Consider the following 18,358-nt stretch of genomic DNA (forward strand, 5'->3'; position numbering starts at 1 on the left):
ACTCCTTCGAATAATTTAAATTCTATGCATTCTGCCATTTGTCCTTGAAGAACATGTTATAGATTCGAACCAGAAGAATTTTAACGATCATATAAACCGGGATAATAATCAGGATGGCAATAATTCCACCCAGGTCCCCTGCACCCAAGACCAGAATAATCGTCGTTAACGGGTGAATATCCAGCTTTTTGCCGAATACGTACGGTGCAACCAGGTTGTCCTGAATCTGCTGAGCGACGAGAATAATAATCAGAGACCAGATGGCAACCGATGGTGATACCACGAGACCCATGATCACAATAGGCACGGACGACACAATCGCTCCGATAAATGGAACAAAGTTCATGATGACCGCGATTACCGTGAGCAGTAATGCGTACGGCAGTCCAATGATCAGGAAACCGATATACATCAGTACACCCAGCGCCAGATTTACCAAGACTCGACCTACAATAAAACCACTCAGCGCCTGATCAATCTCAAGTACAACTTCACGGCTGTCATTTTGGAAACGTTTTGGAGCGATATGTGCCAGTTTACGACCAAATTTCTCGCCTTGTAACAGCATATAGAACAAAAGGATCGGTAGTGTAAACAAGATGATCGCAAAACTGGAAACGAGTGAGAAGAATCCACTTACATAGTTGGTTACAAAGTTAAATCCTTTGTTGATATACTCCGTGATCTGGGAGAAAGGTGTCGAGCCCTCAGGGAACAAGGCCTGTATGGCACCATTTTGCTCCAGCTCTCTCAGCTGTTCACTTAATGAATTAATTAGACTTGGTGCGTTATCAACCAGATTGATCAGTTGCTCACGTAACGATGGCCATAAACCAATGATGAAGAACACTCCCAGAATAGCAATAACCAGATAGATTAGCAAAATACTTAGCGTGCGATTTATTTTCTTTTTCTCCATATAATTCACAAGCGGTCTGAGCAGATAATAAAAGAACACCGACAACATCATCGGCACGGTAATGACCGTGATCATGGTGACGAGCGGCTGAAAGATGAAGCTCACACGTGATAATAAATAGATATTAACCAATATCAGCGCCAGTGCAATACTGAACCGGACAAACGTATTTACTTTGAACAAAATATTTCCCTCCACATGGACATTTCTTCTCTTATTTAATTTGGAATCTCAATGGTAAACACGGTGGTCTCTCGCCCACGCCGGGAAAGGATCAGCCGTCCACCCATTTTCTCCGTATTACGTCGTGCGATGGACAAACCAAGTCCGGTGCCTCCGGTCGCTGTCCGCGCCTCATCCCCTCGTACAAACGGGTCAAAGATCGTTGACCATAGTTCTTGAGGTATGCCCACTCCGTTATCTGCCACCTCTATCACCACATGGGTATGAAGCGGAATGAGTTCGACGCGCAGTTCTGTCCCGAGTGGATTATAAGACAGAGCATTGGTGATCAGATTCTGAATGACTCTGGATAACAGCTCCGGATCATACCTCGCGTAGATCTCCTGATCAGGAACAAGTACATGGAGGACAAACTGTTTCTGTTCAATCTCCCCATAGGTATCTGCCATAATCTCGCGCACGAATTCTCCAATCTCTCTTCTCTGAATATGCATGCGAAAATCGGGCGAATCCACCTTGAGCAGCTCCAGCATATTCTGTATCATGCGTGCAACTTGAACAGACTTGTTATAGATGTATCCCAGATATCTTTGCTGCCTGTCCTTGTCCTCTCCACGTCCTTCCACCAAAGCCTGCGCATATCCCTGTATAGATGTTATCGGTGTCTTCAGATCATGTGATAAATCTACAATCAGTCGCTGTTTGCTCTCTTCAGCGTAACGTTTCTCCGCAGAGGTGTTCTCAATGACGTCCGCCATGTAGTTAAAGGTCTCACCGATCTGGACAAATTCCCTCTCGGCTGAGATCGACATCCGTGTACTATAATTTCCTTGTATCATCTGCGTAAGACCCGAGGAGAGGATGCTGAGTGGTTTTTTGATTCTCCGTGCGACCCAATAGCTATAGACAAAGATCAATAATAAAACCAAACCGATGCCAATCATAATGTAAAAGGATAATGGATGTTTCAGATTGGTAATCAACTGATTATCATTAATTCGCACGCTGACCAGATCACGCGGGATTTTCAGCAACACATACGCTGCCGCTCCTTCTGTCGAGAGAGGAGTGATCGAATAATAGTATTCCTGGTCACTCCGATTTTCCAGTCCATCATACAGATCGGCTTCACTGTATTGTGTGAACACATCTTGCTTGTCTCCCACATGACGAATGACATTGCGATTCGCATCCAGAATTTCAATCCAGCCACCGCTGTCCTTGAGACGTTGAATCTCTGTGTCTTTGCCTTTCGACACCGAACCTCCACCGGAATAAAATTCGTTCTCCAGCTCTTCCACATACACGTGGGCTTCAACATTCAGATCCGGATCAACCACCTGATCCGAAATGCGAAAATCCACGACATCAAGTGAAACCATAAGGTACACGATCAGTACCAGTAACAGCAAAAAGAAGTTGAACAACAAGAAGTCCAGTGTCAGAGATGTCTGTAACAGTCGCTTTTCTCTAGCTTTCCATGGGCGCTTCAATTTTGTATCCCAGTCCCCTTATCGTTTTGAGATATTCCGGTTGTCTGGAGTCACGCTCGATCTTCTCCCGAATGTTGCTGATATGTACCATAATCGTGCTGTCCTCGTGCGCATAATAATCGCCCCAGACCGCTTCGTATATTTTTTTACGGGTGAACACTCGGCCAGGTTGATCAAGCAACAATTCCATAATTTTATACTCTGTAGAGGTCAATGTTACAGGCGTTCCTGAACGAAAAAGGATACATTGGGATCGATCCAGGGTCAGATCACCTAATACCAGATTCTGTTCTTTCGCTGCGGGGATCTCCGCTGCATCAAATTGATTGACTCTTCTGAGCAACGCCTCTACTCTGGCGACAATCTCAAGCGGGTTGAACGGCTTCGCTATATAATCGTCTGCCCCAAGTCCGAGTCCAAGGATTTTATCGTGATCCTGACTTTTGGCGGACAGGAACAGTACAGGCATGTGATGTGTAGCCCTGATCTGTTTGATCAACTGCAATCCATCCATTACAGGCATCATAATGTCCAGTATGACCAGATCGATCTGTGTTGAACGTATACATTGTAACGCCTCGGCTCCATTCACCGCAGTCTTAATCGTATAGTCCTTCTCCAGATAGAGCTGAAGCAGTTCCACAATTTCTGGTTCGTCATCTGCAATTAATACGGTGTATCTCATGTTATTCCTCTCATTTCCTATACTCTATGCCTATCTCTACATTAATACTATATACTACGTCTCTTAATTCAACCTAAATCATTTCTAAAGATAATCTAAATAAATAGAAATAGAGCCCTGGCGCAAGCCAAGGCATCAACTAAAATAGGGCTGTTTTCAGCCTACATTCAAGCTTTTCATTCTTAATTCAGGCTTTACAATCTTCATTCGGACCATTTGTTTTATCATCAGATCAGTCCTTAAGCGAACGAAGCCACGGTTCAACTTTTCCCAATAAACGTTCCTTGTCATACTGCACATATTGGTTCGCCCGATTGCGCACGGGATCACCCGCGTAGAAACGTTCATATAGATCATGCCTTGCTCCGAGTGGACTTCCAGTCAGCTCCCATGCGAGTTGAAAGAGACGAATCTTCTCCGGGGCTTGCATCGTTACTCCACCAAGATATTTGCCTACCATAGAACCCATCATTTCATTTATTTCAAACGTACCTGAAGGAATCTGAATCAGACCACCCGCAGCAATGGTCTTCAAAATCTCCACCGCACGGGGATAATAGCGATTGCCCAGATTACGTGCGGTTTCAATATATTTGAATTCCGGCAACCAGTTGCCAAATGTGTCTGGTTTGGACTGTGCTTCAGCAGCAATAATCAGTCCCTCGATAGTCTGCATCTGACTGATCAGCTCTCCAAGTTGTTCCTGCACATTCAGGAAAGAGTCCACCCCAATCTCCTTGGCAATGGATGAGGTCACGGCTGTAATAAACTCCAGTTTCGAGTGTAATCGAATGACACTCTGATGGTAGGCCAGACTGGCCGAAGCTGTATTGCAGCGAATCTGCCATACGGCTTCAGGGTTATTGTGCAGTAATACACGTTCCCAGGGCACAAATACATCGTCAAAAAATAATACAGCATCCATCTCATCATACTGCGCACTGAGTGGATGTGATTTATCTGTATCTTTTGTGGCAAAAGATTCACGACACATCATGTGCAAGCCCGGACTGTCCGCGGCTACAATTACCATATGGGCCAGCTCTGGCAGGTGGCCTGGAATTCGTTGAACGGGATAAGCAATGATATCATCGGCATAAGGCGCTGCTGTTGCCACCATTTTGGCCCCGCGAATGACTACGCCCTCCGTATTGCTTTTGACAATTCGCAGCATGGCATCCTCATCTTCACCAACAGGCAAGGAACGGTTAATCTGCGGGTCGCGCTGGACAATGGTCAGGAATGCATCGTTTCGTTTGGCTTGTTCAAAATAAGCCGATATTTTACCTGCAAATGCAGGATCATGTGCTGTCATCTCATGTCGTGTTGCATACCAACCGGTCAGCCTGGATCGGGCATAATCAGACAATCGGCTCATCACCCCATACGTCCGATCGGCCCACAGCCGAAAAGCATCCGCCCTGCTGTTCACGTCAGGAAGTGAACGAGGCACAAGAAAAGAGTGATGCACGTAACTTCCCGTCTGTTCGTCCCAATAGGCCACGGTTTCCCTTGTCTCCGGGTCATCCACCAGATTGAACAATCCTTCTATGGTTTGAAGTGTTCCCTGAAAGGCCTGATGCCCAGTTACCTGGATACGCTCTCCGTCCAGCCATACATTCCGCTCATCATTCAGACGCTGAATGTAAGCTTGTCCACGAGACATCGTGATACTCATGATATGTCCTCCCTCTCAGGCACCGGCCTGACATTTCTGTAACTCCATCCTTCTAACTGCTTGAGAAACTATGTAATGATACATTCTGTATCTAACAAAATAGTACTGTGCCAGAGATAGAAAAGTCAACAGACACCGAGCGAAGAGTCCGGTGTCTGTTGGGCCATGCTATTTTAGACTAACTTGGAATACATATGACGCAAGTACCGCCAGCGCACAAGTGCAAAATACAGGATCTGCATGGAAGCAAACACCAGGAAGATGCGAAGACTGTATCCGAAGACTGAGAAATCAACCAACTGTTGCAACGCTACAAAGGCCACCGAACTGTGGATGACGGCAATCAGAATCGGCAGGAAGAACATAAGTAATAGCTGCCTTGTTACGATCTGGCGGAGTTCGGGACGGCTGAGTCCCATCTTGCCAATCATGCGATACTGCGCTTCATCCCGTTCAAGGTCTGCGTAGAGTCTGAAATAGGTGAAGCTTGCTGCAAAGGTGAAGAAAACAATGCCAATCAGGCCGCTCAAAATTAGAATGATGCCATTGGTCTGCTTGGAATTAAGCCAATCCACCACAAGCGCGCTAACCTCGTAATAACCTTTGTCGGAATAATCATCTTCAATCGATTTGATCAATTCAGGAGCAAAACTGCGTGTGCCCATCCAATCTTTCACGATAAATTGGATCGTTCGCCTCGAATAGAAACCTTCAGGCATGCCAACTTCCTCGTTGTACGCAGGCCTCATCTGATTAAATAATTCGTCAGTTACGATATAGAGATTAATTTCACCTTCAAAAGGAATCACAATCTCGGTGCCAGGTGTCGATAGCTGAACAGGTACGCGCTCACTAGTCACCTCCAGAGTGACCTTTCCTCCCGAGAATCCTTGTTCAGCCTGTTTACGGTACGTCTTGCGAACCGCCAAATTGCTTGGTGTCATAAATGACTCATCGACTTGTTTCAACGTACGTTCTTCATACCCAAGTGCCTTCGCCAGACGGTTATAATCACTTAACTTGATAATCTCTCCATTATTATTTTCAGATACAGGAGCATAACTGCCCTTCACGTAGGGAACTTGATGATCAATCAACGCTTCTTCAATCTGTTGAATATGTTCGTCTGACTGAGGAGTATCCCATGAATTCATATAACTGAATGCGTACGGATTCGACATCGACGACAACCCCGGGTCAGCAATCGCGAGCATGGTGCCAATTCCCGTAAATGAAGAAGCCGAAATGATACTTACCATGAAAAACATAATGGCGTTATCTTTCATTCGATACGTAAGTTCTGATAGAAAGAGCATATTGGTTTTACGGAAAAATAACCGTGAATTGCCTTTGAGTGCCCGGATAACGTACACACTGAGCTGTGTGAACAGTAAGTATGTACCTGCAATCACGACCATAACACTCGCAAATAATAGCGGAAACGAGAAGCTTACCCAGACAAAGGTGAATACCCCAGCATAGCCCCCGCCAATGAACAATACGGATAACAAGGCGAGCAGACGCGATGCTTTCGGTTCCGGTTTTGGCTTTTCCTCCGATTTCACAAGTTCAATAAGTGAACCTTTGCGTATGAGCAAGGATGAACACATCGCGATGACAACGAACAACAGCAGAAATGCGCCAACCGTCAGGGCAATACCCTTCAGTGGAAAATAGAACCGAAGACTGTTCTCGACAGCCAGCATGGAGCCACAGATGAGCAGAATCAATTTGCCGAAAATGAGCCCAAGTCCGATGCCCGTAACGATCGAAGCTAATCCGATACACATATTCTCCATAAACAGGAGCCGGTTCATCTGTTTGGGTGTCATGCCAAGGATCAGGAAAATACCAAACTCTTTCTTGCGTGTCTTCAGAAATGAACCTACCGAATAGAGCAGGAACAGAAATGAAAAGATGAATATAATGATCTCCGCAATCATAAACCCCTGGTTGGCAAGCAAGGTAACCGTTCCATTGGAACCCTTTAACCCTTCTTTCAAATCGGGATGGAAGAGGAGCAATGCGTAGATAAAGAAGATCATGACGGAAAATGTACTGCTCAGAAAATGAGCCAGATAAATTCGTTTGTTGCGAACAACGTTATTAATGGCGAACTGGCGAAAATTCATGTCCGGACCCTCCCATTAGGGATAATACATTAATAATCTTCTGGTAAAAGGCTGCACGATTATCGCCGTAGTGAATTTCGTTGTAAAGTTTGCCATCCTTGATAAAGACGACCCGGCTGCAATAACTTGCGGCGACTGCATCATGGGTAACCAGCAGCATCGTAGCCCGGTCTTCCTGATTGCGGGTTTCCAGAATCTCCATCACATCTCTTGCCGCCTTCGAATCCAGATTACCTGTTGGTTCATCAGCCAGAATCAGCTTGGGTGAATGAATTAGCGCTCTGGCAATAGCCGTACGTTGTGCCTGTCCACCTGAGATCTCATAGGTCCGCTTGTTCAAAATGCTTTCGATTCCCAGCTTGCCCGCAAGTCGTTCCACACGTGTGTTCATCTCTGTCAGTGAAACGCCGTCAAGCGTAAGGGGTAATACGATGTTTTCCTTAACCGTCAGTGTGTTCAACAGATTGAAGGACTGAAAAACAAATCCCAGCTCTTTACGCCGGAACAGCGCAAGATCGTCTGGTTCAAGTTCAAACGGATTCTTGCCTGCAATCCGCAGTTCTCCGGATGTGGGATGATCGATTGTAGAGATCATGTTCAGAAGTGTCGTTTTGCCACTACCCGATGGTCCCATAATCCCGACAAACTCTCCTTCCTGAATACTGAGGTCAATACCTGATAATGCTTCATACGATACAACGCCTTTATAGATTTTGCTGATCTGTTTGACAGAACAAATCTCCATAGTTACAACTCCTTAGTCATGTATAAAATTTAAATCAAGATACGTTCATGCTGTGTGCATGCGGTTTATGCATGGCCTTCCTTTGATCTTCTGACTACAGTCTATCGAAGTTTCGGCCATTCTCCTATGGTTTAACCTTTCACTAACATGACAATGTTGTAAGGTTGCATCATGAAAATCAAAAAGACGCCTTCGCCCCGATCAGGCAATAGACGTCTATACTTACACTTACACTGTAATTCATACTCCACTCACACTTCTTCAACCTGTCACTTCAGGAGTTGAATGTAATTCGGACAGTCGTTCCTTCGCCGTACACGGATTCAAGATCAATCTGATGATTCATCCGCGTTAACACTTCTTTTGCTATATACAATCCCATGCCTGTGGACTCTTTGAAATGCCGTCCGTTCTCCCCGGTGAAGAAAGGTTGGAATACCCGATTCAGATCAGACTTCGGAATCCCGATGCCCTGATCCTGCACTTCCAGCATGATAGAGCGTTCCGCTTCATACGCACGCAGATGAATCTTTTGTCCGTTGCCCGCAGAGTACTTGATTGCGTTCGACAGTAACTGTACCAAGACAAAACGAATCCACTTGGCATCGGATTGTACAACCAGCGCAGAATCTATATGCATCTCTGGATAGACGTGATTGCGAATAAAGAATCGCTTGAGCTCATGGATCGCTTCTTCCCCAGCGGTCTTCAGTATCACAGGTTCCACACTGAAATCCTGCTCGAAGGTATCCAACCGCGCCACATACAGCACAGTCTCCAATCCCCGTCTCATCTGGTCTGCTTCCTCTCGAATGCTTATGAGCCTAGGGTCGTCATCTTCCTGACCTTCCACGGTCAACTCGATGACGGATAACGGTGTCTTCATCTGATGGACCCACTGGTTCATGAATGTCAGATATTCTTGCTGCCGTTGTTCCAACCGATGCAGATGTGCGTGATACTGGCCGTATTGTGAATCCAGCAGCTTTTCCAGTGCCAGTGATAATGGACTTGTTTCGTTCAAGGGTACAAATTCCTTCAGCGAATCCATCGACCGTGACATCCGGGTATAAAAGGAGCGATGTGAATAATAACGATACACCAAATATCCAACGTACAAAAATAATCCCAGCGTTACGGCATAAGCAGCCGTGACCCAATCGTTGTAACCGTCATACCAGAACACTGCAACAACGGTGAACAAGATGGCAACAACCCAGCACGTTAAAGCGAGATGTTCTCGTATAAACAATCTCATGATGGAGAAGAAGCTTTCCAGTTATTGTTCAATCGGTAACCCGAACCTCTGACCGTTTCCAGTGCATCCGTAATACCAAGCTCAGCTAATCGCTTACGCACCCGAGTAACGTTAACGCTGAGTGTATTGTCATCTACAAAAGAGTCATCCCACAGCTTCTCCAAGATTGTCTCTCTGCTCACCAGCTTGGGACTGCGGCGCAGTAACGTTTCCAGCAGAATCGTTTCCTTCTTCGTCAGCTGCACTTTGCGATCACCAAGCTGAATCTCCAGTCTTTCCAAGTACACGACCAAGCCGTCCAGTTCCACCTTGCGTTCTTCGTCACGTGCAGCATAATCCCCATATACCCGGCGTAGCTGACTTCGAATTTTCGCTATAACAATCTCATGCTCAAATGGCTTCGTAATATAATCATCCGCCCCGTTCTCCAGTGCCATGACCTGATCCATCTTCCCACTCCGCGCGGAGATAAACAAAATGGGGCATGTGGACAGCGTACGAATCTGGCGGCACCAATAGAAACCATCGTAACTGGGCAAGTTGATATCCAGAAGTACCACATGTGGCTGTACCTGCTCAAACTGTTGCACAATCATCTCAAAATCCTCGACCAGAACGGCCCGGTCCCCGTAGCGTTCAATATGTGATTTCAATAATCCCGCAATCTTGGGATCATCCTCTATTATCATAATGGTATACATTATTGGATCTCACCTCTGGCAAAATCATAACACAGGATTTATTATCTAGCATCGATTTGCTTACGCCAATCCACAATATCTGCATTCAATTGCTTCAGGTCTCCAGAAGCTTTCTGATCATCCGATAACTTGTATTGTTGCTTCAATGCCAGGATACGATATACACTTTCATCAATTCGGGACTCGGTGATCTTGCCTGACTTCACTGCACTTATTAGCGTATCAAAAATCGTCTTGGCACTCTCATAACTATGAGCTACCAACAGAATGTCACTTCCTGCTTTAACCGTTGCTAGGGCAGCTTCATCCAACTTGAAGTTCTTCGCGATTGCACCCATACTCAGGTCATCTGTGATGACCACACCATCATAATTGAACTTCCCGCGCAAATGTTCACCAATAATGACATCCGATAAGGAAGCCGGATGATCTGGGTCCAGCTTCGGGAACAAAATGTGTGCAACCATGACCGCCTCTACCTGCTCCTTCACTGCGGCCTTGAATGGAATCCATTCAAGTTCGGCCAGTTGTTTTTCAGTTTTGTTCACAACAGGCAGATCAAGATGGGAGTCCACGGACGTATCACCATGACCCGGAAAATGTTTCACTACCGGAATAATGCCTTCACTACGTAGTCCCTTCATCTCTGCAATCCCCATACGTGACACCAGTTCTGCCGAGCTGCCGAATGAACGATCTCCAATCACCGGGTTCTTCGGGTTACTGTTCACATCCAGCACAGGAGCAAAGTCCACATTAAAACCTGCAAGCTGAACTTGTCTGGCCAGCAATTCGCCCATCGTTTCAGCAAGTGCGCTATCATTCGTCTCGCCTACTTTTCTACTGGAAGGAATGGATTCCACCGTCTCTGGCATACGACTGACTTTGCCACCCTCCTGATCCACACTCATGAAGATCGGTACCGGGTTGGATTGATTCGCTTCCTTGATGGATTGTACAAACTTGGCTGTTCCCTCGAGTGTCGATACATTGTTGGCATAGAAAATAATGCCCCCTACCTTTTGATCCGTAATCATCTGTTTGGCTTGATCATCCAACGTTGTCCCTTGAACACCGGCCAGTATCATCTGTCCAATCTTCTCTTCTAACGTTAATGAACTGAGCTGCTCCTGCACCGGATCGACTTCTTCTTGCGGTTCCTCTGGTACTTCTTCCTGCGGTGGAGCGGTATTCTGCTCCGGCGATGAGGAAGATTGCCCTGAGTTGGAGCCAGCGTTTGAGCCGCCGGTATTCGAGTCTGTTGCGGAGGAAGGTTTCTGTGCTTGGCCACATGCCGATAAAAGCAAAACGATTCCCAGCAGAAGACACAGCATATGCAGTGGTTTTCTCCATTTATTGTTCGAGTTGTACCTATAATTGTGCAAGGATATTCATCCTCCTTATGTAATGTCATCTTGGTAATTCGAAGGTTCAGGCCTAACCTTATCACAAGGTGAATGATTTTCAAAATGAGCGCTTCTGAGGATTGAATCGTTGTACTGACACTTAAGCGGCAAAAAAAGTGGTTGCTATAGAACCTGAAATATTGAACTTAATGGTGTTGTGACCAAGCGCGTGCGGGACGTGTGGGGATAATCAATAGGAGCAACGGCGCAGGAAAGTGTTTTACTATTATGAATTTTTCATATGTTGAAATTATTATTATAGCTACATCAAAAAGCCGCCCAAAGGCGGCCTATTTGTTCGTTTTTGTTTTACTTTTCGTTGTAAATCGTTGCCGTTCAGCGTTGGTTCACCTTTCACCAAACGTTCTTAGGCTTCTATTAATGGAGTGTTTGCAACACTTCCGTTGTAAATGGAATGATTTCGGATATGCGACCTTCACGAACTTTGGCAGGCCATTCGGGATCACTAAGCAGAACACGACCCAAGGCGATCAGGTCAAATTCATTGTTCTCCAGCTTCTCATTTAATAGATCCAGATGGGCATCCCCTGTTCCCTGGTTCTCGGTTGCTCTGTCCACAAATTCAGCTTCAAGACCTACCGATCCAACCGAAATGGCTGGTTTGCCAGTGATTTTCTGCGTCCAACCCGCAAGGTTCAGCTCGGAACCTTCGAACTCCGGTAACCAGAACCGGCGTGTAGAGCAATGGAATATATCCACGCCAGCAGCACTGAGTGGTGCCAAGAATTGCTCCAATTGTTCTGGCGTCTCCACCAGACGTGCCTCATAATTCCCCATCTTCCATTGGGAGAACCGGAGCACAATTGGGAAATCAGGACCAACCGCCGCACGACAAGCTTCAATTACTTCAACCGCAAATTGAGTTCGCCGTACCAAATCACCACCATATTTGTCGGTCCGTCGATTCGTCTGCTCCCAGAAGAATTGGTCAATCAAGTACCCATGGGCTCCGTGCAGTTCAATGCCGTCAAACCCGATTCGCTGTGCATCCGCTGCCGCTTGGGCATATGCCTGTACAAGCCCTTGAATCTCCTCTTCCGTTAAAGGTTCACGTGATGGTTCACCTGCCATGCTAACCCCTGACGGACTTACAGGCTCAGCTTCTGCGTTAGGCAAGTCACCGGAACGACGTGCTGTACCCACATGCCACAATTGTGGCATGATTTTGCCACCCGCTTCATGTACTGCTTTCACAACATTAGCCCATCCTTGCAACGAATCTTCACCATGGAATAATGGAATACTGGCTCCACTAACCGAAGATGGATGATTAATGCCTGTACCTTCCGTTATGATGAGCCCCACTCCACCTGCTGCTCTGCGACGATAGTATTCAGCAACTTCTGGTCCAGGTACACCCTCTGGTGAGAATCCGCGAGTCATGGGTGCCATAACGATTCGATTAGACAATGTTAGCTTGTCCGAGGTGAAAGGTTTGAATAATGCTGAAGGTACGTTCATAGTACATTGCTCCTTTGCAATTGGAAGTATGGAACTCCGCATCCACATGAAATGCGACATGCTTTTGTATATTGTAACAAGTGTACTCCAGTTGACTGGTTTAGGATTATTTCTCTATCCATTTTATAGTTTCTTAATTTTATTTTCAAATTTTCGAAGTTGGGCGTTCAAACGTATCTTATAGAAAAAAAAGAAAGCTACCTTACGGCAGCCTCTGTTTGATCCACTACGGAAGCAGTCTGACATGCACTCTACTACATCTTAAAGTATTTTCCCGGTCACCAATAATGTGGATGTAGCATAGTATATAATCCATAATCTTCCTTCGAATTTAATTAGCATTCACAGGGATATCACTGCGGTTCACTCGAAGCAATTTCCCTGATGAAGTCGATAACACATCCGGATCGGTACCCAGACCAAAGTAGAAGTCACCCTCGTTCTCTTCGAAAGACTTGGCATAGGTGTCCTGATTAAAACGTAAAATCTCATTCCATGTGGTCAGATCCGTGGATTGGTAGACCCGATTGATATACAGATTGGCACTTTGGCGAGTGTACGTAAGCACATATACCTTGCCGTCTCGTAACAGCACATCCGTAGGAAGCGCCTTGGCATCTGGGAGATTAACTCGCCTTGCCTGATTAATGTCGGTCATGACATTCAAGGATTTGGGCAGCAGCTGCCCATCATTGAACACGCCTCCCGCTATATAGAGCAACTTGTTATTGAAGTTAACATTTTTGCCTATTTTATTATAAGGAATCGTGCCCGTTTGATAGGTTAGTCCAGGCAGCATTTTGCTGCCATAGATGACAACATCTCGTTTCTCAAGCTTTTCGTTAATCTCCAGAATATTAGTTTTGTCATTCCATATTTTATTGGCAGGATACATCATGCCAGATGCATATAACTTGCCATTAAGATGGAACATGGTATAAGCCCGGAAACCAAACGTATTAATGGTCGCATATTTCTGCCAAGTTTCACCTTCATCATGAGAGATTAATATCGTTGGTTTGGAATCTGTCCCCAGCGCGGCAAACATCTTACCCTGATAAGATGCCAAATCGTATACGTGTACACCAAGCGGCAGATTGCGATATTTGGTCCACACCTCTCCATCCAGACGATAAAAGTTACCCAGTTCCCACTGTTCACTATCGGAATCATTGCCAGGAATATATAACTTGTCGTTTAGTACTCTGTAGATATCAATCTGTTCCTCATCCACATACATCTTCGTTGATGGCAAGATGCCCGGGTTGCTGTTAGTCACCGATTGGGTCTTAAATTTCGCGTTCGCTGTATCATAATAAATGACTGGAATAGGGCCTGAATTTGGAGCTACGCCCAGATTGCTGCTATTTCCGTGGCCCAAATATATTTTGCCGTTGTACAGTTGCATGTCCCAGACGTTATTAGCATATGGTGTTTTGGTAAAAGGTCTGCCTAACAGTTCGATCTTCGATGTTACATCCGCTGAACTGATCGGTGCATTCGACACCTTGGCAAGCCCACGTTCCGTCGCAGGGGGTTGACTCGTTGACGTGGTGTTTTTCGGTTTGGAGTTCCCCATTAGCATCCAGCTCATTCCTGCGACAATGGTCAAAATTACGGCTGTCCATTTTGTATGTCTCTGCATGTCCGCTTCCTCCTTCATTTTTTCATCATCATTACCTTCACACCAAGATGATACAAATTGTATCTTTTTATACTATGTAAAACCACCCGCACATGCAACAAATTCCGCCCTATTTATACAAAAAAAGTAGACAATCACATCTGTTGATGTGCTGTCTACTTGTTCTTACTGTCTGTGATTTCTATTCAGCTTTTACCAAAATCTTAACCTGATTTTTCTCTTTCAACAGTGCTTCAAATCCATGCTCTACCACTTCATCCAACGAAATTCGTTTGGTCACCAGCTTGTCAGCCGGGAAGAAACCTTTATCCATCAGACTGATAACCGCCGGGAAAACATCGCGATAACCAATAATGCCATTAACTGTACGTTCTTTCATGACAATTGAGTTCGGGTGAATCGGTGCTTCCTGTTCAAAAATACTGACGATCATCAACTCTCCACCAATACGTGTTGAATCGATGGCTTGTTGCAGAACACGTGGAACACCAGTTACTTCATAGGCTACGTTAACGCCACCTTGTGTACGTTGATGGATCTCTTCCACTACATTAAACTGCATAGGATCAATCACAATGGCACCGAGCTCTTCGGCTTTTGCTTTCCGTTCATCCGATAACTCCACCACATAAATATCCGACGCTCCCGAAGCTTTAAGCGCTTCGATGACCAGTAGTCCGATTGGGCCTGCGCCAAACACGGCTGCCGTATCTCCCACTTTCAGTTTGCTTTGGCGCACAGCGTGAAGTGCTACAGCTGAAGGTTCAACCAACGCACCTTGCTCATACGAGATTGAATCCGGAATGGCATGTACCATGTTTTCTGCAGCAGTTACATACTCGGAGAATCCTCCTCCGCCTCCAGCGAGTCCAAGGAAACCCATCTGATCGCAAAGATTGTATCTGCCCTGTTTACAAGCTTCGCAGTGTCCACATGCATAGATGGGTTCTACCACAACACGATCGCCCGCCTTGAAACGTGTAACACCTTCCCCTACTTCAACCACCTGTCCTGAGAATTCATGCCCCATGACTATAGGCGCTTGTTCCCCTGTTAGCGGATGTGGCGCTTGAGCCGGAATGAAAATCGGACCTGCTGTGTACTCGTGCAAGTCACTGCCGCAGATGCCGCACCATTCCACTTTTATTTTGACCTTACCTTCTTCAGGGTGAGGTTCATTAATATTTTCGAGACGTAAATCTTTGACTCCATGCCAACGTAATGCTTTCATTCATTTCATCTCCCAGATCATAATGTGTGATATAATCGGAAACGTTTCCGTAAATTAAATATGTCACATTTTAGATACGCTGTCAAACATATTTCTCCACTAATATGTCTATTTCGTGATCATATCGAGTTTACTTTAGAATGCTTATACTTTAATTCAAGTGATCTTAAAACGATGTAATCCTTATTATTAACATATATCATGGCAAATAATATTGCAGACTGAATGAAATATAATCATACCTCGCCATAAATCTGGTCCTTTCACGGGATACTTCATTGCTCAAATGTTATAATCAAGTTATATAACTATCGTGAAGTTCATACATATTCCTAATAATTCGGAATCGTTTCCGATAAAGTGAGGTAACCGTACATTGAGGAAAGAACAGAAACTTACGATCAAGGACGTTGCAGAGCGTGCCGGCGTGGGCATCGCTACCGTATCCCGGGCCATCAACAATTCAGAAGGCATCAGCAGTAAAACACGGGATAAGGTGATGCAGGCCATTGAAGAACTGGGGTTTGTACCCAACACCTCGGCACAGAGTCTGAAAATCCGGCAAACGCACCAGATCGCGCTTGTTGTACCCGACATACGTAACGCCATCATTCCGGAAATCTCCTGGTCTGTAGAGCAAACGGCGAAGCAGCATGGGTACCATGTCGTGCAGATCAATACGGCAGGCAATGCCAGAACCGAGCTGGAAACCATTCGTAATGTCAAAAAATTGCATGTGGACGGACTGATCTTCATGCCTCTGGCGTACCCCAAAACGTTACCCGGACTGATTGATAAAGCGCCACTCCCTATCTCCATGATTAATTACGGCAAAAAACTGGAACCGGGCATGAAGGCAGATATCGTCTCTCTGTCTCAACCTGAAGGCAAATTGGTGATGGAACATCTGTTCAAAATTGGCCGGACTCGAATCGCTTATGCAGGAGCACCGAAGGACATTATTGAAGAACGCTTTCGTGCGTATGAGCAAGCCATAGGTCACGTAGACATTTCTCTCGTCTACTTTGGTGAGGACTTTTCATTGAATACAGGTGCCAATGCTGCAGATTATTTCTATGGACTTACGCATATGCCAGATGCCGTCTATGCCATTAATGATATGGTTGCCATCGGATTGGTTAATCGGTTCAAGGAGTTAGGGGTTCGTGTACCTGAAGATGTGGCTGTTGTTGGTGTCGATAACAATCAATGGACGACCGTCACGTCTCCTCAGATTAGTTCCGTCTCCATAATGGGCGAAGAAGTCGCCAGACTTGCTACCGAGCTGTTGTTAAAACGAATTCGGGAGATGAATACGACCGATTACGAACATATCCAATTTGAACCGCGCTTAATCGTTCGTGAATCAAGCGTAGCCATGATTCATTCCTCCCAGCGAGGACCACACAGTTAAGCTATTCCTTCATTTGTTCTGCTACACAGATATACTAAAAAGGTGTTGCTCAGGTCTAACTCTTTCCTGGCAGCACCTTATTTGTCGTTGATTCTATATAATTATAGCCGAGTCATACTCCGCATACGTTCATTCTAAGAAAGCAGTTGCCTGATTGGTGTTCCCTTCAGGAACATCGCTATATTCTCCACGGTATGATCATAATAGATTTCATAATTGCCACGAGTCACATAACCCAGATGCGGTGTGGCCAGAACGTTGGGCAATGTTCGCATCACATGGTTAACTGGCAGCGGTTCCTGCTCATATACATCCAGACCTGCACCAGCAATCACACCACTCTGCAATGCCTCCACCATAGCTTCCTGATCGACAATGCCCGCTCGCGACGTATTGATGAGTAGCGCACTCGATTTCATTAGTTGAAACTCGGCTTGTCCGATCAGATTCCGCGTACGATCACTCAATACCAGATGAATGGATACGATGTCGCTCTGTGCAAGCAATTGCTCCTTGGTCTCGGACCAGATGACACCATGTTTTTCGGCTTTCTCTTGTGTTAGATTCTCGCTCCAGGCCATCACATTCATACCAAATGCTTGTGCGATCTCAGCCATGCGAGTGCCTATCTTGCCCAAACCGAGCAATCCAAGTGTTCTCCCATGCAAATCCAACCCTACAGTGCTCTGCCAGTTTCGATTGGAGCGAAGTGCATTATTTTCCGTAACCAGTTGTCTGGACAGCCCCAGAATCAGTGCCCATGTAAGCTCCGTCGGCGGATTAGAGCTTCCCTCGGTTCCACACACAATGATCCCGTTCTTCTCTGTAGCCTTGAGATCTATCGACGCGTTGCGCATACCACTTGTAATCAGAAGTTTTAGCTTAGGGAGCTGAGAAATGACCTTCTCCGGAAACGGTGTACGTTCCCGCATCAGAACCACAATATCGAAATCCTGCAATTCCTGAATGACTTTTTCTTCCGAGCCCATATAGTTGTTGAATGTCTGAATCTCTACCTGATCCATCAATGGACTCCAGTCCGCCGACGTCAGCGCAACGTTCTGATAGTCATCCAAAACAGCACAGCGCAACTTTGTATTCATTTCTGATCTCCTCCTATATCTGCTCAATTCTTATCTGTATAAATTGTCTAAAGAATCTTTACACTGGTCACTCCAATGACAGAACAACCTTCTGATCGCTGTTATCCCCAGATTTTCTTCGATTCCTTTTTATAAAGGAAAAATCCGGGGATAAAGGCGAACGCTCCGCTTCCTCAGCTTATTTCTGTCCTCTCCGTTTTGTGTAAATGTTTAGTCCTATTTATGTATATTGTAGCAACTCTGGCTTCATCTGCCCAATGCCATCAGACACAGATAAGAGCAG

General features: G+C 45.6%; 14 protein-coding genes. 1 reads left to right on the top strand and 13 read right to left on the bottom strand.

Annotated elements, in window-relative coordinates; genetic code table 11:
• Positions 1–22: 22 nt before the first annotated feature.
• The 12 genes from MHI14_RS17880 to MHI14_RS17935 form a co-directional block, all read right to left on the bottom strand.
• Positions 23–1,102, bottom strand: a complete 1,080-nt coding sequence (locus MHI14_RS17880; protein WP_091031174.1) for an AI-2E family transporter — start codon at positions 1,100–1,102, stop codon at positions 23–25.
• Positions 1,103–1,137: 35 nt separating this feature from the next.
• Positions 1,138–2,595 (bottom strand): sensor histidine kinase, encoded by a 1,458-nt coding sequence (locus MHI14_RS17885; RefSeq protein WP_091031231.1) that lies wholly within the window; start codon positions 2,593–2,595, stop codon positions 1,138–1,140.
• Positions 2,573–3,280 carry a response regulator transcription factor gene (locus tag MHI14_RS17890; protein ID WP_091031234.1) on the bottom strand — a complete coding sequence of 236 codons (708 nt, stop codon included), beginning with the start codon at positions 3,278–3,280 and terminating at the stop codon, positions 2,573–2,575. Before MHI14_RS17890 ends, MHI14_RS17885 begins: the two co-directional genes overlap by 23 nt.
• A gap of 232 nt (positions 3,281–3,512) precedes the next feature.
• On the bottom strand, positions 3,513–4,958 hold the full coding sequence (locus MHI14_RS17895; protein WP_091031237.1) for a 4-hydroxyphenylacetate 3-hydroxylase family protein: 1,446 nt from the start codon (positions 4,956–4,958) through the stop codon (positions 3,513–3,515).
• Between the two features lie 173 nt (positions 4,959–5,131).
• Positions 5,132–7,090, bottom strand: a complete 1,959-nt coding sequence (locus tag MHI14_RS17900) for an FtsX-like permease family protein (RefSeq protein ID WP_091031239.1) — start codon at positions 7,088–7,090, stop codon at positions 5,132–5,134.
• Positions 7,065–7,835, bottom strand: a complete 771-nt coding sequence (locus tag MHI14_RS17905) for an ABC transporter ATP-binding protein (protein ID WP_091031241.1) — start codon at positions 7,833–7,835, stop codon at positions 7,065–7,067. Before MHI14_RS17905 ends, MHI14_RS17900 begins: the two co-directional genes overlap by 26 nt.
• Positions 7,836–8,109: 274 nt before the next feature.
• Positions 8,110–9,093, bottom strand: coding sequence for a sensor histidine kinase (locus MHI14_RS17910; protein WP_176872664.1), 984 nt, complete (start codon positions 9,091–9,093; stop codon positions 8,110–8,112).
• Entirely contained in the window at positions 9,090–9,794 is a 705-nt protein-coding gene (locus MHI14_RS17915) for a response regulator transcription factor (RefSeq protein ID WP_091031246.1), read from the bottom strand. Before MHI14_RS17915 ends, MHI14_RS17910 begins: the two co-directional genes overlap by 4 nt.
• 41 nt (positions 9,795–9,835) lie before the next feature.
• Positions 9,836–11,179, bottom strand: a complete 1,344-nt coding sequence (gene nagZ / locus MHI14_RS17920; protein WP_341130926.1) for a beta-N-acetylhexosaminidase — start codon at positions 11,177–11,179, stop codon at positions 9,836–9,838.
• A 399-nt stretch (positions 11,180–11,578) separates the two neighbouring features.
• Positions 11,579–12,682 (bottom strand): NADH:flavin oxidoreductase, encoded by a 1,104-nt coding sequence (locus tag MHI14_RS17925; RefSeq protein WP_249910892.1) that lies wholly within the window; start codon positions 12,680–12,682, stop codon positions 11,579–11,581.
• 331 nt (positions 12,683–13,013) lie between these two features.
• Positions 13,014–14,327, bottom strand: a complete 1,314-nt coding sequence (locus MHI14_RS17930) for a hypothetical protein (RefSeq protein ID WP_341130927.1) — start codon at positions 14,325–14,327, stop codon at positions 13,014–13,016.
• A 181-nt stretch (positions 14,328–14,508) separates the two neighbouring features.
• A complete protein-coding gene (locus MHI14_RS17935) occupies positions 14,509–15,558 on the bottom strand; it encodes a 2,3-butanediol dehydrogenase (RefSeq protein WP_076249528.1) in 1,050 nt (349 codons plus the stop codon).
• Positions 15,559–15,934: 376 nt separating this feature from the next.
• Here MHI14_RS17935 and MHI14_RS17940 point away from each other — a divergent pair, with 376 nt between their 5' ends.
• Complete coding sequence (locus MHI14_RS17940) at positions 15,935–16,972, top strand: LacI family DNA-binding transcriptional regulator (protein WP_341130928.1); 1,038 nt, start codon at positions 15,935–15,937, stop codon at positions 16,970–16,972.
• Positions 16,973–17,106: 134 nt separating this feature from the next.
• On the opposite strand, the gene MHI14_RS17945 is transcribed toward MHI14_RS17940, so the two are convergent.
• Positions 17,107–18,075, bottom strand: a complete 969-nt coding sequence (locus tag MHI14_RS17945; RefSeq protein ID WP_341130929.1) for a D-2-hydroxyacid dehydrogenase family protein — start codon at positions 18,073–18,075, stop codon at positions 17,107–17,109.
• Positions 18,076–18,358 lie beyond the last annotated feature (283 nt).

This window comes from Paenibacillus sp. FSL K6-2393 (assembly GCF_038002545.1).
GTDB lineage: Bacteria > Bacillota > Bacilli > Paenibacillales > Paenibacillaceae > Paenibacillus.

Excerpts from the sequence above, each read along its gene's own strand:
- MHI14_RS17900 (WP_091031239.1), bottom strand. The coding sequence starts at position 7,090 with ATGAATTTTCGCCAGTTCGCCATTAATAACGTTGTTCGCAACAAACGA.
- MHI14_RS17905 (WP_091031241.1), bottom strand. The coding sequence starts at position 7,835 with ATGGAGATTTGTTCTGTCAAACAGATCAGCAAAATCTATAAAGGCGTT.
- MHI14_RS17915 (WP_091031246.1), bottom strand. The coding sequence starts at position 9,794 with ATGTATACCATTATGATAATAGAGGATGATCCCAAGATTGCGGGATTA.
- MHI14_RS17945 (WP_341130929.1), bottom strand. The coding sequence starts at position 18,075 with ATGAATACAAAGTTGCGCTGTGCTGTTTTGGATGACTATCAGAACGTT.
- MHI14_RS17910 (WP_176872664.1), bottom strand. The coding sequence starts at position 9,093 with ATGAGATTGTTTATACGAGAACATCTCGCTTTAACGTGCTGGGTTGTT.
- MHI14_RS17935 (WP_076249528.1), bottom strand. The coding sequence starts at position 15,558 with ATGAAAGCATTACGTTGGCATGGAGTCAAAGATTTACGTCTCGAAAAT.
- MHI14_RS17890 (WP_091031234.1), bottom strand. The coding sequence starts at position 3,280 with ATGAGATACACCGTATTAATTGCAGATGACGAACCAGAAATTGTGGAA.
- MHI14_RS17895 (WP_091031237.1), bottom strand. The coding sequence starts at position 4,958 with ATGAGTATCACGATGTCTCGTGGACAAGCTTACATTCAGCGTCTGAAT.
- MHI14_RS17925 (WP_249910892.1), bottom strand. The coding sequence starts at position 12,682 with ATGAACGTACCTTCAGCATTATTCAAACCTTTCACCTCGGACAAGCTA.
- MHI14_RS17930 (WP_341130927.1), bottom strand. The coding sequence starts at position 14,327 with ATGCAGAGACATACAAAATGGACAGCCGTAATTTTGACCATTGTCGCA.